The following is a 14,597-nucleotide window of genomic DNA, read 5'->3' on the forward strand; positions in this document are numbered from 1 at the left end:
AAACTCGCCCGCCAATGCCGCCCAGTCGGGAAAACAGGGCGGGTCAACGCTTGGGCCACTTCAAATGATGATGTAAGAAGTCGAACGTTCCCTGGCCATGGATCATGTGTCCCCCGTCGAACCATTCGATTTCGCACTGCTCGGGGATCTTCAACCGGGCAGCATAGAGGTGCCGGACCTTGGCAAACTCGTGCCCGACTTTCTCGTCGTCGGCCACACCGTCGAAATGTCCGCGCTCGACCATGAACGCGCGCGGTGCGATCAGCCCGGCCATTTCAGCGTAATTAAACGTATTGCCCAGGTTGAACTCGAAGATCTCGTACTCTCCGGTCCAAATGTAGCTCCGCCGATTACGGGTTGAGGCGACCTTGTCAATCCATTCATTGAAGTCGCCGGAACAGATCACCGCCGAATAGTCCGGTACCAGCGGAGGAATGCGCATGGCCGACTTGCCACCATAGCTCAGGCCATAAAAGGCGATTCGATCCGGATCGACGTACGGCTGCGTCTTGAGCCACGCGGTAATCTGCCGGTGTTGGGGAACGATGATCGAAAACAACGTCTTACCCAGCGCGTTGGCCTTGCGCTGCAAGGTGCGAAAGCGATCTTGGTAGATGTACGGATTCTGGGGGCAAAACACGACAAAGCCTCGCTCGACCAGTGATTCGGCGAACGCCTGGTACGCCGCGAACTTTTCATCGCCAATCAAGTGATCCGGGCGACCTTCCAAACCATGCTGGCAAACGACGACCGGGCGTTTCTCGCCAGGGGCGATATCGTTGGGCATTAGAAGCAAACCATAAGCAAACACTTCCGGAAAAACATCGAGGGCAACCTCGTACCCAGTCCATTTCGAATCGGAATAAATCCGCCGGGTACGTGGGTTCGCCGGCAGGAGGTGACGATCGAACTTGCCGATCACCTCCGTTTCAAATGCCTCACGATACGGCGCAACACTCTTTTCATACGCGGCTAGCGAAGAGGTGTCTGGCCGAAAGTAGCTGCTGCGAACCGCGGGACTGTCGGCCAAGATGGTTTGGTTTTGGCGATTGATCTGGTCCATCTGGCGAACCATCCGAGCATGCTGGTCGACCGGCTGGCCAGCGTATTCAGGCAACTGCGTTGTGGTCGCAAGCGATGTCCCAGATTTGAGGCCTTGGAGAAACTGCTTGAGCCAACGCTGCGATCCAAACTCGCCTTGTCCATCTTCATCGCTCGTCAAAGTAAGCCACGAATCGGAGATCCGATCACCCACCAATGCCTGGGCCTGTTTCCACTCCTGCGTGACTTCTTCCAGGGAGAGTGACTCGAGCGTGCCAGGAGCCGAGCCATGTTCGCCGAGCAAATCGGCCTCTGGTCCGGCGGCCGCTTCGATCGCCAGATGACGCGGTGCGATCAGGCTGGCAAGTTCCGCGTCGCCGAATTCCCGTAACCGACCAAATACATTGCGGTCGATCGGTTCCTCCCAGATGTTCTGCCGCGAAGTGAAATAGCCACTGACCCCGACCGAGTCGATTCGCTCTTCCAGGGCACCTGCGTAAAGTGCCAGCATGCCTCCTTCGCCATAACCGATGACCCCGATCGGTTGCTGACCTTCCTGGGCAAACGCGTCGACCGCCGCCAAAACCTTTTGAACTTCGTAGCCAATCAAATGCCTTCCCAGTTCGAAGGCGGACCGGTAAAGGAGTTCTCGCCCAGGCAATTGGCTTTGTCTTGGTCCATCAAATTTGAGTAGTCCTCGCTCGCGCGTGATGAGCGTCGGAATTACGACCTGAAAGCCACTTTCGGCAAGCTGTCGAGCAAACTGCGACGAGGGCGCGATGCCTGGTTCGACGCCAGCCAATTGCTCAGGCGTTTGCGCGGCGTCGGGGATCGCGATGATGCTTCCGCGAACCTTCCCTTTGGGCCTCAAGAGCAAGCCTTCCCCTTGGATAGCTCCGAAGACCGGCCAATCCACCGCCATGACGTCCACGTTTGCCGAGGATGCGAGCGCCAGCGGCTCATTCACGCTGGTCGTTCGCTGGAATGTGATCTCAGGCAGACGCTCGTCCCGCACCCCTAAAATTTCCGCAAGCCGCTGACGATTCTTCTCGACCGATCGCACGTAGGCTTCCGGTGAACTGGTATCTCGATCCCAATATTGCTTTCGCTTACCGGATGCGTCCGCGATCTCCTGAAGCAGAAAACGATCGATCCCGGCAACCATATCCGAGGCGATCTGCGCACCGTCTCCTTCCATCTCCAACAGACGCGTGCCTGGCAAAGCAGGGCCGCGCTCGACCGAGGGAGTCTCGGCGCCGCTACTGGAAACGAGAGCCAACAGCCAAACGCACAGCAGCACGCATCGCAAGAATCGATACATGGAATAGGTTCCTGAATCGGGTCGTTTCTCCCTCGCGTTCCACGAGGAAATGTGGGAAACGATTTCGGGAAAGAGATCGACAACGGAATTGATCAGCTTGGTTCGAAGTATAGAAAACCGAAGAAATGATGTCACGTGGAATCTTTGGTTTACTTCGACATGTTACCTTTGAATGCGTAGCCCTGCCGGCAACAATCGAGCGGAAGAAAGTCTAACCGCGGATTACGCGGATGGGCGCGGATAAGATTCCAGGACGACCCGTTTCCATTTGAGCTGCGCAAATTTGAAGTTCAGTAAAAGCGCCAGTTGAAGCCCGGTAATATTCAGGTAGCCGATCATCTGGGCGTGATGCGAATCGGTGAAACTGGTTGCGATTTTGGGATCGACGATAATCTTTTGATCGACGATCAAATCAGGAATTAGGGTGCCGATGAGGTGACCATCATACTGGACAGGGAATTGCCGCTGCTGTTCGATGTGATGGCCGCGTTTCTGTAGCTCGATCCGAAGTGCGTTCTCGTACAGCTTTTCATCAAGACCGGGCTTCAGGCGATTTAAAACCGTCATTGCCGCACCAATAACCGATTCACTCAGTTCCGCATGAACTAACGCCTGACGCATGCCAAATCTCCCTCGATCTCTTAATATCCGCGCAATCCGCGGTTAGATCTAGAGAACAAAAGTACGCGGTTCAGAAGCCGTCGTAAACGTTTGGAGAGAGAAAAAGTGGAGCTGATCGGGATTGAACCGACGACCTCTGCATTGCGAACGCAGCGCTCTCCCAGCTGAGCTACAGCCCCAAGTTGTTTCGTTAATTTTAAGTTGCCGACGGCGCGTCGTCCAGTTTGAAACAGGACGATCGGCGACTGCCTAAAAGGCCCGTTCGCCAATGCCTTGGCTATTGCGGAAGGCCTTGATGTGTTCGTCTTGGCCTGAGGCTTCGGAGAGCTTATCCCAGCTTTGGGCGGCTTCCAGCCAGATGGCTTCGAGGTCGGCGTCGTCGCTGGCCATCGTCTTTTTCAGCGCCTCGCGAACGACGTTCTCGTACGCTGCGCGGTCTGGTATCCGCAGGGCCGATAGGTGTCGCGGCGATTGCAACTGCTCGAGGCTTACCTGAGCGTATTGCCGCAGGGCGGTGCCTGGCAGGTTGCTCGGCATCCAAGCTTCGGACATCGGTAAAGAGGAAACTCGGCAGAGGGTGGTTCGCTCGGAAGCGGGAGAAATCAGCGAAATCAATTCCGGACCAGTTAATAGAACCAGCAAGTTCGCCGCATTCATCGTTTGTCCCGATGCGGACGAGATCGAACCCACCATGCCGGAACTCGACAGCAGGGGGATGCTTTCTGGCTGATTGCCTGGGCGAGGGAGCCATTGATTCTCGGGCGTCTGGTACGTTTGTTTCGAGCCGGGAAGGGGAGCGAAATGGATGGCTTCCGAGACCGTTTCCGGCATACTCGTGGACTCGTTGATCCAGCCGATCGCCATGACCGATTTGCCGTCGAGGAACGCCTCGGCGGCTGCGCTGGGGCTCAGTGAATTCAACTCTTCGGGGATCGTCTGGGCAACATCGGCCAACTGCTGAGCGGCCTTCGTGAAACCAGGCGTGTCGATGCGAGCCTTGCCGGTGGCGAAGTCGAAGTAGGTCGAAAGGTTCTCGCCATGCTTCACGTAAGCGGCACTGCGAGCCAGCCACAAGTTCGGCAGGTAGGCCGGATCAAGAGGTTCTAGCGTGGCCGCTTTCAGCGTGTCGCTACTTTTCAGAAGATCGCTGTTTTGGATCGTCTCGACGGCGGCAGCGTACTCGTCCCACGTGTTGGGTGTTTTCAGACCCAACTGATCAAGCAGGTCGATGCGAACCATCAGCATCAGCACTGGGCTGCCCAGCGGCAGGGCGTACGGCTTTGATCCCCAGCGCGTCTCGGTCTGAAAGATCCCCAGGGCGACGTCGTCCAGTTTGAGTTCTTCGTTGTCCAGCGTGGCCGACGGGAGGGGAGCAATCCAGTCACGCTTGATCAACTCGCCCATCATCGCCGGTGGGTAGATGAGGAGATCCTTCGTGAACCGTTTCTGCCCCAGCAATGCCTCTTCGCTGACGACATCGACGGTGATCTCTTCTTCGGTCCGAGCCGCCAGTTCACGGCGAACGGCCTGGGCCATGCTTTCGTCCCCTACGATCGTGAGCGAAAGGGGAGGCGTTTCGATCTTGGGACGGTCTTTCTTTTTCGTGTCGTTGCATCCAATCAGCAGGCACGGAACAAGAACGAGCAGAAGAGAAATACGAAATGTCATGAGTTCAACTTGCGACCATCAAAGTGTCTCGGCATGTTTGCGCTCCCCGCATGGTAGTCGGATTACCAGCGAGCGACAATCGCTGAGGCCGCCCTGGCAAGTCGAACAAGCGAAGTTCTAAGAAGTCGCGAACCGATTGCCGTCGGCGTGCGTATAAACGCGCCGGCTCTTAACCTTCGGGAAACTGTCGACAAAATTCATACAGGGCCATGCACGTCGCCGTCGCGGCGTTGTAGCTGTACGGCATTCCATACACGGGAATCTCGACCGTTGCGTCCAGCAGGCCAAGGATGTCGTCGGTGATGCCCAGGCGTTCGTTGCCAATCACCAGGACGGTCTTTCGCACGAACGCGAAGTGGTGGATGTCCTGCGAATTGGTTGTTTGCTCGAGTCCCACCAGCGTATAGCCTTCTTTTTTCAGGTCACGCAGCACCGGGGCCAGGCTGCGATGACGCGAGATCGGCAGCTTCTCAGCACCATCGCGGGCAATTTTCGGATCGATCTTCACATTGCCACACACCACCACTTTGCTGATCGCACAGCACGATGCGGCCCGGACGATTCGCGAGATGTTCACGTTGCTCCGCATCGGACAGCAGGCCACGATCAGTTCGCGCGGCTGATCCAACGCCGTGGGGGGCTTGTGACGAAGGTGTTCGAAATCAGGGTCCATGCTAGTTGCAATCAAAACGGCGGCCCCTGTTGCTAGGGCCCCAGCGGCTGAGATACAAACGGGGATAAGGAATATCGTAATGCGAAAACTTCACAAGGTGGAAGCGGGTCAAATGATGAATACGCGTTGGATAATGCTCGGGGTGTTGGTCGCGTTTTGCGGATGTGGCAAAGGATCGGGGCCTCAACCGGCCATGACGCCGCCTGTCGAGACGGTGGAAGCCACGCCTGAGAGGACCATAGAAATCACCACGAAGGTGATGGACTACCAGGGCATTCAAATGCTGGTCGATTCGTACCGCGGCAAAGTGGTCGTCGTCGACTACTGGTCGACCGATTGCCCACCGTGCATCAAGGAACTGCCAGGGCTTGTCGAAGTGCACAACGAATTCTCAGGCAACGATGTGAAGTGCATTACGGTGAGCCTGGACTATATCGGCCTGGCCGACGAAGGTCCCGAAACCTACAAGGACAAAGTCATGCCGTTCCTGCTGCATGTCGGAGCGACCTTCGACAACATCATCGCCGCGGACGATTCCGAGACGATGCTGAAGAAGCTGGAGCTGGCCGCCCCACCGGCCGTGATGGTCTACGGCCGCGACGGCAAGCTGGCCAAACGCTTCGATAACGAAGAGGCTGCCAGCGAAGAGGAAGGGTTCACCTACGCCAAAGACATCAAGCCGTTGGTGAAGCAGCTGGTCGAAGCGAAGTAGTCCGCATACCTCTTGTCCCCTCACCCTTGGGAATGAGGGGGGCTGTGATTCATGGTTGGCCCAGAGAGATTCTTCTCTGGGTGGCCGTAGGTCACAAGCGGCTAGTACATCAGGCCTGAATCAAATGGAATCAGGCTATCCTCATTGACGTTGATACATGAGCCGCTCGTCGGCTATGCCGACCCAGAGAGAAATCTCTCTGGGCCACCCAGTGTGCTGAACACCGAACCAACCCAACCTTAAACGCTATCCGCGAAGGCCTTCAGGTCTTTCTCGAACGCATCGAGCCGTTCTTCCATCTCTTCCTGGGCGGCGTCCAACAGCGAAAGCTGTTCGGCAGCGACGTAGGTAAACATGTAGAACTTCACCTTCGGTTCGGTGCCGGAAGGACGGACGGCGACGTAGTTGTCTTCTTCCAGGGCCAAGATCACCATGTTTCCGCCGGGGCCGCCCAGTGGTTTCGACTCGCCGCCGGGCGTAGAGACCGTGTCACTCAAGTAGTCACGCACCTCCAGCAGTTTTAAACCGCCGACCGATTGCGGTGGTTCTTCGCGGAACTTGGCCATCAGCTTCTGCATGTTGGCCATGCCCTCCGAGCCAGGCATCTTCTGATTCAACAGGCGTTCGGCGTGGTAACCGTGTTGCCACCACAGCGATTCCAGCTTCTCGTGCAGCGACTTGCCTTCGGCCTTGCAGTTGGCGGCTAGTTCGGCCAGCAGCATCGAGGCCACGGCGGCGTCCTTGTCGCGTGCGTACTGACCGACCAGGTACCCGTGCGATTCTTCGCAGCCGAAGAGGAACTTGTCCGGCCCTTCCGCATCCATGGTGCCGCCGATCCACTTGAACCCGACTTGGAGGTTGCCACAGGTTCGCACGCCGTAGCTATCGGCAATGCGGCGAGCCATCTCGGTGGTGACCAGCGTCTTCACGATGTAATGATCGGAAGTCAGACCGCCACCCTTCTTGCGTTCGGAAAGGACGTGATCGCAAAGCAGTGCCGCGATCTGGTTTCCGGTGAACGTGCCCCATTCGCCAGTGGTGTCCATCGTCTTGGGGGCCGCACAGCCGACACGATCGCAGTCGGGGTCGGTCGCCAGGATCAGTTCGGTCCCGTCGGTCTTGGCCTGCTCGATGGCGGCGTCGAAGACGGCTGGGTTTTCGGGGTTGGAAACGTGCTCTGGCACATTTGGGAAGTCACCGTTGGGTTCTTCGTGCGGGCCGAAGATCGTCACGTCGGTGAAATTGTCGGCCTTGAGTGCCGGGACCACGGCCGAAGCCCCCACGCCGTGCAGTGGCGAGTACAGAATTCTCAGGTCACGCGGGCCGTCGAATTTCTGCTGGGCGACGTTGCTGATGAACGCCTCGTCGGTTTCTTTCGTGCAGATGACGATCTTGCCGTCGCTGACTGCCGCGTCGAATTCCACGCCCAGCGGAATTTCCTGCACGTTCATGACGTTGTCGATGATTTTCTTATCGTGCGGAGGCATCACCTGACCGCCGGTCGACCAGTACACCTTCACGGCGTTGTCGCTGGGCGGGTTGTGGCTGGCGGTGACCATGATGCCGCACGAGCACTTCTTATAGCGGACCAGGAACGAAAGCTCCGGTGTGCTGCGGTAGTCGTCCAGGAAGTAAACTGTGAAGCCGTTGGAAACCATGATTCGGGCACACAACTCGGCAAACTCACGCGAGCGGTGTCGCGTGTCGTAGGCGATCGCACAGGAGAGGTCACCTTCGACGCTGCTCTTCACGTATTGGGCCAGACCCTCGGCACTTTCGCCAATGGTGCGTTCGTTTACCGCATTCGAGCCGATAGGGTACATTTTTCCGCGTCGGCCGCCGGTACCGAAGGGGATGATCGTCCAGAACGCGTCGTCCAGCTCTTTCCACATGCCGGACGTGATGTGCTCGGCTACCTGACTGGCGTACCGGGCATATCGGTCTTCGGTGAGCCAGATTTCGATGTTCTCGGCAGCGCTGGCCGTGATTTTTCCGTCGGCCGTGGCCTGTTTGACTTGTTCGAGAAGTGCTGTGGTGTCGATATCGCTGCCGCTCATGGTCGTCCCCTTGTTAGGTCTACAGGAATTACCCGATTTTAAGGGAACGCCTCCTGGATCATCAATTGGGCCCGGCGGTGGTATGTGAATTCTTCACTTTCGTGGGGCAACGAAGAAAACGATCACGCCAAGACTGCTCATTATGTTTTATAGTAGGGAAGCTCACCCGATTGCCCTGGAACTACCACTATTTGCCGAGCCGACCTAGCACGATGCAAGAACCGATCATCAGCGTGTCCGGATTACGCGGAATTTTAGGATTGAGCCTTTCGCCGGAGACAATCAGCCGCTACGTGTCGGCGTTTGTCGAGCAACTGCCGGAGGGAAGTATTCTCCTTTCTCGCGATGGTCGCCCCAGTGGCTGGGCGTTGGGGGACATCGTTAAGGGGACCATTAATCTGCTCGGCCGCGATGTGATCGACGTCGGCGTCGCCGCGACCCCCACGGTGGGCATTCTGGTCCGCGAAAATCGCTGCACCGGCGGTATTCAAATCTCGGCCAGTCATAATCCGCCGGAATATAACGGCATCAAGCTGATGGGTGCCGACGGGCGAGTTATCTCGGCCGAAAAGGGAGCCCAGGTTAAAGAAGCCTACAAAGACCAACCCATTACCTGGGCACCATGGGACGAAATCGGCAATACGACATGCTGCACCGACACGACCACGGCCCACATCGAAAAGGTCCTCGGCACGATTACGCCAGGGCCGATTCAAAGTAAAAAGTTCAAAGTACTGCTCGACAGCAACGGCGGCTCCGGCAGTATCGTCGGCGTGAAGCTGCTGGAACAACTCGGCTGCGAAGTCGAAGTGATCGGGGGCGAACCCAACGGCACCTTCCTCCATCCGGCCGAACCGACCGAAGCGAATCTGAAATCAATTTCCGAACTGGTCACCAAAGGAAAGTACGACGTCGCATTCTGCCAAGATCCCGACGCCGATCGCCTGGCCGTGATCGACGAAAAGGGTCGCTACATCGGCGAGGAGTACACCGTCGCTTTGTGTCTGCAGAATGTGTTGTCGCAGCGTAAGGGGGCCGTCGTCATCAACGGGGCCACCAGCCGCATGAACGAAGACGTGGCCGCTTCGCTGAAATGCAAAATCTTCCGCTCGGCGGTCGGCGAGGCAAACGTCACGCAGGAAATGATGCTGCGAGACGCCGTTTTCGGCGGCGAAGGCAACGGCGGGCCCATCGATCCTCAGGTGGGCTACATCCGCGACAGCTTCGTCGGCATGGCCAACATTTTGGAACTGATGGCCAAGAAGAAGAAAACGGTCAGCAAACTGGCCGACGCCTTGCCGCGTTACGAGATCGTCAAGCACAAGGTCGATCTTGATGCGCACGAACTGCCAGCCGGTTTCGATCGCCTGAAACAGCAGTACGCCGACGCCGAAGTCGACGAAGGGGACGGGCTGCGTTTCACCTGGAAAGACCGGTGGTTGATCGCGCGAGCAAGTAACACGGAACCAATCGTCCGCGTCATCGCCGAATCGAAATCGTTCGACCAAAGCGAAGACATGTGTATCGCCGCGACACGCACGCTGCGTGGGGTTTAGGCGCGGCGTAAAGCCTGCCCTCGCTCCGGTCCCCTCGCCCCTATGGGGAGAAGGGGATATGAATTACGGTGGCCCTCGTTCCTTCACTTGTTCGAGTAGCGTTTTCAGGCGTATGCTTTCGTAACTCGGGGATCTCTGATCACGGGTTACGTGTTCCACCCAGTGCATGAGATCGAACTCGATGACCTCGACGCGCGGGCGGACCTTCGGCACGTCCTTGTTCGGCAAGTACTTTTCGTAGGAAAGAACTGCCGCATCGCCACCCGCATCGCGTCGCAGGCAATCAATCTTGGCCTGCTTCAGGCGAATCTTTGCCTGGAGTTCCAGGTCTTGAACCTTCAGGTGATAGAAGCTCCAGGCCAGGTACCGTTTTTCTTGGTACGTGTATGGCTCTTCGAGCGGAAGACCGTGATGCGGAGCACGCTTGTTGTGGCGTGCTTCCGAGTTTCGCTTACGCGGGGGCCTAGTCCTCTTGCGACTTGGCAGCGGCGGAGGATCCTCCACGGGGAACTCATACGCGGCGACTTCGGCGTCGATTGGCTCCGTCAGATAGTTCGCGCAGAACTCGGGATCGTCTGATTCGACAAATTGAGTGTGAAGTGCTTCCTGCTCGGCTGTGCGTGACTCGTTAAAGGCCTCCCACGCGGCCTCTTGGATGGCATCCTGACGCCACGCGATGGCTTCCCAGGGGGAAGGCCTCATGCCGGGCGGCTTCCGGTTAGAAGGTTCCGGCGGTGGTAAGGGTTCCTCGCGGGGCTGGTCAGCGGAAAGATACAGCAACACTTCCCCACAGCAGGGACACAATAGTCGATTGCCATCGCGCACGGCGACCTGCGGAGCGTGCTCAGGCGAGCCAGCTCCGTGCTTTTCAGGTTGTATCGCGTGGTGATGGGACATGACGTAATCTGTACGGTTGATGATCGTGTGCCACTGCCGCCTTCGGCAGTGTGAAGTGGGTACACAGTTCGCACGCCCAAGAATACTTGGGCGTGGCACCCAGCAAAGCGAGACTGCTTCGATGGGTGTACGTGCAGTTTACAGGGTTAGCGCTTCAGTGAGATAGTGCGCCTCGAAGAGTGTTTTCAGACTCGCACCACGCGGGGCTTGGTTTCCCACGATCGTCCGCGAAATCTGCGATTCGCTTTGGTAAGAGATTTCGTGAATAGCAAACTAGCCCGCTGGGCGAGTTTGCCAGCCGTCGACGATCAACTCGCCGTGGACGCCACACTCGAACTTGAGGGGCTCCTTCAAACCAGGGTGGTTGTCAGTCGTCGGATTTTCGAACCGGTCGGCATCGGCCACGTTGGTCAGCTGGTTGTTTTGAATCGTGCTTTCGTAGCTTTCTTTTGACCGCAATAGAGGCCTCGGCTCGCCTTGGCACTCGATGATGTTGTCGCGGATCGAAATGGTCTCGAAGTCGCATTCACGGTTGAAACCGAACAGTCCATCGCGGCGCGGAGTCTCCGTTGTGCGGGTGATGATGTGATTGTTGTGAATTGCCAGGTTGCTGTATGGCTCGTTAATCCAAATCACGCCGCGGCCGGGATTGCTGATCAAGTTGTTGTGGAAAGTAGCCGGTCCACCGGCGGGTGCTTTGCCGAAGCCTGAGATCAGGTTGCCGTGGTCTTTCTGCAGGTCGAAGTCGAACAGGTTGTGATCGATCTCGACTCCGTTGCGGACAAACTCGATCGAGTAACTGTCGCGAAAGTAATTGTGATGAATGTGAAACGTGCGGCCGCTCTCTGGGATGGGGCCGCCAGCGTACTTGGGAATCGAGATGGTACCGAAGCAGATGTTATGATCGATCTCGACGTCTTCGTCGTTTTCAAACGGCAATTCGATCGAAAAGTTGACTTCGATTGTGTTGTGATGAATGCGGCTCTGTTTTCCCTGGCGGCACTTGATGCCGTAGAACTCGTCGGCCTTGCTCTCTTGCGTGCGTGTGAAGCGGTTGTGAGCGATCTCGCTCTCTTTCATCCAAATGGCGAAGATTGCGCCGCCGGTGATCCCGCCATCGACGCCTGGCTCGCCACCTCGTTTCCAACGGCCGCCGGCGTCGATGAACTCGCAGTCGTGAATCCGTGCCCGCTGCATTGCGAACGTACGGATGCCGCACCAGAGCGTATCTTGGATCCGTAAATCATGCAGGTGCAGATCGGTGCAGCCGAAACCATAAATGGCCCCATGCACGTGCGGCCCTCGCAGTGTCATACCGGTCATGGTGACGCCAGCCGCTTTGTCGGGCAGCCGCACGAGATAGGCGTTTGTGTCGAGTCCCTGAGTTTTCATCTCAGGGTCTGGCAGCGTCTTGGTCGAGGGTTTCCAGCTTGCCACGCCGGTGATGATTGTCTCGTCTTGGCCAGCACCCTGGATCGTCATGCCGGACTTGGGCTCCAACGGCGCGGAAAGCTCAAACGTGCCAGGACCGACCTCGATGGTGTCCCCTTCCGCACCGTTATTGACCGCGGCCACCAGGGCTTCGGTCGTCGTAACGGGGGCAGCCAGGCACGACATGACGAGGGCTAAAGAGCAGGCCAAAGCGACGAGCAATTGGAAAGTTCGGACAAGCACGGGGGGATCCTGACAGGTGGGTTGGGATGCGGGTGGTAGGGGTGGACGTTATTGTGGCCGCATGCTGCACCCAGAGCAAATAGATTGCACGGGACGAGGCGAAGCTCAGTTCAAAGAGGATAAGAGCCAAGCCAACACGGTTACCGGCCCACCGATAAACAGCATGGCGGCCAGGGGAAGCACGACGAAGTAGAGGACCAGCAGTGGCCCGCGAGGCCGGGTGCCGCGTAGGGCGTTCAGACCTACTAGTGCCGCCGCGACCGCCGGCAAGAGGAGCATCACGGCTAATGCCGTTACCGACAGGGGCTTCCAAACGGTAGCCACCCCGATCGATCCGCCAGCGTAAATGACGGCGACAATCGGGGCGATGATCTTCGCGAGCTGAAGTGACGGGTTGGTTTCGTCAGGCATGTCTAGGAAACCGCCGGTTTACGTGCCAGGCGGCTGAAACAAGTTGCGGTATCATTTTGCTGCAATAATAGAGTGTAAGCCGTTTATTCTCTGAACCGAAGAACGCGGGTTGGTCTCTAGAAGAAATAGGAAAGATAACTTCGATTCCGTGGCTTCCACTAATCTCCCATCTCGTTGGACAAACGCCGTGCAGTTTACGTTTCTGGCAGATCGACCGTCGTTTGTACCGACCATCGCCAAGTGGTACTTCGACCAGTGGGGGCATGCCGTCACCGGGAATTCGTATGAAGCGACGTGCGCGAGAATCAAGGCGAACCTCGAAGAAGCGGGGCTTCCGATCTATTTGCTGGCCGTGCACGACGATCAGGTGTTGGGCGTGGCGCAGCTGAAATTACGAGAGATGGACATCTACCCCGACTATGCGTTCTGGCTGGGCGGGGTCTACGTTTCGGGGGCGGCCCGCGTGCAAGGGATCGCTTCTGGGCTGTGCCGACAGATTATCGACATTGCCCGAGATCGTGAAGTTGGCACCCTCTATCTGCAAACCGAACGCCTGAACGGCGGGCTCTACGCGAAGCTTGGCTGGCAAGCGATCGAGCAAATCCACTACCGCGGCTACGACGTGCTAGTGATGCAGCGGCAAGTGAGTGCCGATGGGCTTTAGCGAGGCCCGATCTTATCCATGCCCATGTACGGCCGCAGGACCTCCGGAACTTCGATGCTGCCGTCGGCTTGCTGGTAGTTTTCCATCACGGCGATCAGGCCACGGCTCAGGGCGATGGCGGTACCGTTCAGGGTGTGGGCGAAGTGGGTACCCTTTTCCCCTTTGACCTTGTAGCGGATGTTCAAGCGGCGAGCCTGGTAGTCGGTGCAGTTCGACGTGCTGGTCACTTCGCCGTATTCGCCAGCGTCGCCGCGGCCAGGCATCCAGGCTTCCAGGTCGAACTTGCGGTAGGCTGGTCCGCCCAGGTCGCCGGTGGCCGTGTCGACCACGCGATAAGGGATCTTCAAGCCGTCGAAGATCTGGCATTCCAGGTCGCAGAACTTGTTGAGCGTCGCTTCGCTGTCTTCTGGCAAGGTGAACGCGAACATCTCGACCTTGGTGAACTGATGCACGCGGTAGAGACCTCGCGAAGCACGACCAGCGGCGCCGGCTTCGGTACGGTAACAATGGCTGATACCACAGAACAGCTGCGGCAGCGTTTCGGCTTCCAGCGTCTTACCGGCGTACATACCGCCCAGGGTAATCTCGGCGGTGGCGACCAGGTTCAGGTCGGTATTTTCGATGCTGTAGATCTGCGTTTCCGGACCACGCGGGATGAAGCCGACTCCGTGCAGGATCTCGGTGCGGGCCATGTCGGGCGTGATCGTCGGGACGAAGCCTTCCTTGACCAAGACGCTCAGCACGTACTGCTGCAGGGCCAGTTCCAGCAGCACGGCTTCGTTCTTCAGGTAATAGAAGCCAGCGCCGGCGACCTGGGCACCTGACTCGAAGTCGATCAGGTCGAGCTTTTCGCCGAGTTCGACGTGGTCAAGGACCTTGAAATCGAACGTGCGAGGCTCGGTCGCTCCGCGTTGGATTTCGAGGTTGCTCTTGTCGTCTTCACCGATCGGTGCGTCGGGGTGCGAGAGGTTGGGGATAACACGGAGGATCTCAACGATCTGCTCTTCCAGCTTGTCGACTTCGGTCGAGGCGTCGTCCTTCAACTGACGAAGACGCTTGCCTTCGGCGATGATGTTGGGTCGCTCTTCGGGCGTAGCCTTGCCGACGGTCTTGTTGATCTCGTTGGCCTGACGATTGAACTCTTCAGCTTCCTGCAGCTTCGCCTTGCGAGCCGTTTCGAGCGCGACGATCTGATCGACATCCGCTTGAACACCACGGTTCTCGCAGTTCTTCTTCACGAGTTCGACGTTTTCGACAACAAACTTCCGGTCGAGCATGGGTTGAGGTCTTTGGGGTTAGCGT

General features: G+C 57.7%; 12 protein-coding genes and 1 tRNA gene. 3 read left to right on the forward strand and 10 right to left on the reverse strand.

Translation table 11 applies throughout. From position 1 onward, the window contains the following. Positions 1-43: 43 nt before the first annotated feature. From PSR63_RS18245 to PSR63_RS18265, 5 genes are all read right to left on the reverse strand, one after another. Positions 44-2,362 (reverse strand): alpha/beta hydrolase family protein, encoded by a 2,319-nt coding sequence (locus PSR63_RS18245; RefSeq protein ID WP_274327112.1) that lies wholly within the window; start codon positions 2,360-2,362, stop codon positions 44-46. A gap of 222 nt (positions 2,363-2,584) precedes the next feature. Beyond that, entirely contained in the window at positions 2,585-2,983 is a 399-nt protein-coding gene (locus PSR63_RS18250; RefSeq protein WP_274327113.1) for a GxxExxY protein, read from the reverse strand. Between the two features lie 106 nt (positions 2,984-3,089). Further along, positions 3,090-3,162 (reverse strand) — tRNA-Ala (locus PSR63_RS18255). Between the two features lie 70 nt (positions 3,163-3,232). Beyond that, positions 3,233-4,651: an ABC transporter substrate-binding protein gene (locus PSR63_RS18260; RefSeq protein WP_274327114.1), complete on the reverse strand. Its 1,419-nt coding sequence runs from the start codon at positions 4,649-4,651 to the stop codon at positions 3,233-3,235. 169 nt (positions 4,652-4,820) lie between these two features. Beyond that, the gene (locus tag PSR63_RS18265; RefSeq protein WP_274327115.1) at positions 4,821-5,324 is read right to left on the reverse strand and encodes a TrmH family RNA methyltransferase; all 504 of its coding nucleotides are present in this window, start codon (positions 5,322-5,324) and stop codon (positions 4,821-4,823) included. 79 nt (positions 5,325-5,403) lie between these two features. Between PSR63_RS18265 and PSR63_RS18270 the strand changes: the two genes are divergently transcribed. After that, on the forward strand, positions 5,404-6,036 hold the full coding sequence (locus PSR63_RS18270) for a TlpA disulfide reductase family protein (RefSeq protein ID WP_274327116.1): 633 nt from the start codon (positions 5,404-5,406) through the stop codon (positions 6,034-6,036). Positions 6,037-6,275: 239 nt separating this feature from the next. Here the strand turns inward: PSR63_RS18270 and PSR63_RS18275 are convergent, their stop codons facing one another. Further along, the gene (locus PSR63_RS18275) at positions 6,276-8,093 is read right to left on the reverse strand and encodes a phospho-sugar mutase (RefSeq protein ID WP_274327117.1); all 1,818 of its coding nucleotides are present in this window, start codon (positions 8,091-8,093) and stop codon (positions 6,276-6,278) included. Positions 8,094-8,305: 212 nt separating this feature from the next. On the opposite strand from PSR63_RS18275, the gene glmM reads away from it, so the two are divergent. After that, the gene (gene glmM, locus PSR63_RS18280) at positions 8,306-9,649 is read left to right on the forward strand and encodes a phosphoglucosamine mutase (RefSeq protein ID WP_443111098.1); all 1,344 of its coding nucleotides are present in this window, start codon (positions 8,306-8,308) and stop codon (positions 9,647-9,649) included. A 63-nt stretch (positions 9,650-9,712) separates the two neighbouring features. Here the strand turns inward: glmM and PSR63_RS18285 are convergent, their stop codons facing one another. The 3 genes from PSR63_RS18285 to PSR63_RS18295 form a co-directional block, all read right to left on the reverse strand. After that, positions 9,713-10,546 (reverse strand): hypothetical protein, encoded by an 834-nt coding sequence (locus tag PSR63_RS18285; RefSeq protein ID WP_274327119.1) that lies wholly within the window; start codon positions 10,544-10,546, stop codon positions 9,713-9,715. Between the two features lie 273 nt (positions 10,547-10,819). Further along, positions 10,820-12,220, reverse strand: coding sequence for a right-handed parallel beta-helix repeat-containing protein (locus tag PSR63_RS18290; protein WP_274327120.1), 1,401 nt, complete (start codon positions 12,218-12,220; stop codon positions 10,820-10,822). A 105-nt stretch (positions 12,221-12,325) separates the two neighbouring features. After that, entirely contained in the window at positions 12,326-12,631 is a 306-nt protein-coding gene (locus PSR63_RS18295; RefSeq protein WP_274327121.1) for a hypothetical protein, read from the reverse strand. 187 nt (positions 12,632-12,818) lie between these two features. On the opposite strand from PSR63_RS18295, the gene PSR63_RS18300 reads away from it, so the two are divergent. Then, on the forward strand, positions 12,819-13,295 hold the full coding sequence (locus tag PSR63_RS18300) for a GNAT family N-acetyltransferase (RefSeq protein ID WP_274327122.1): 477 nt from the start codon (positions 12,819-12,821) through the stop codon (positions 13,293-13,295). On the opposite strand, the gene serS is transcribed toward PSR63_RS18300, so the two are convergent. Next, positions 13,292-14,572: a serine--tRNA ligase gene (gene serS / locus PSR63_RS18305; protein ID WP_274327123.1), complete on the reverse strand. Its 1,281-nt coding sequence runs from the start codon at positions 14,570-14,572 to the stop codon at positions 13,292-13,294. The two genes, PSR63_RS18300 and serS, sit on opposite strands and share 4 nt — an antisense overlap. Positions 14,573-14,597: the final 25 nt, after the last annotated feature.

Origin of the sequence: Bremerella sp. P1, assembly GCF_028748185.1 — a bacterium.
Classification (GTDB): domain Bacteria; phylum Planctomycetota; class Planctomycetia; order Pirellulales; family Pirellulaceae; genus Bremerella.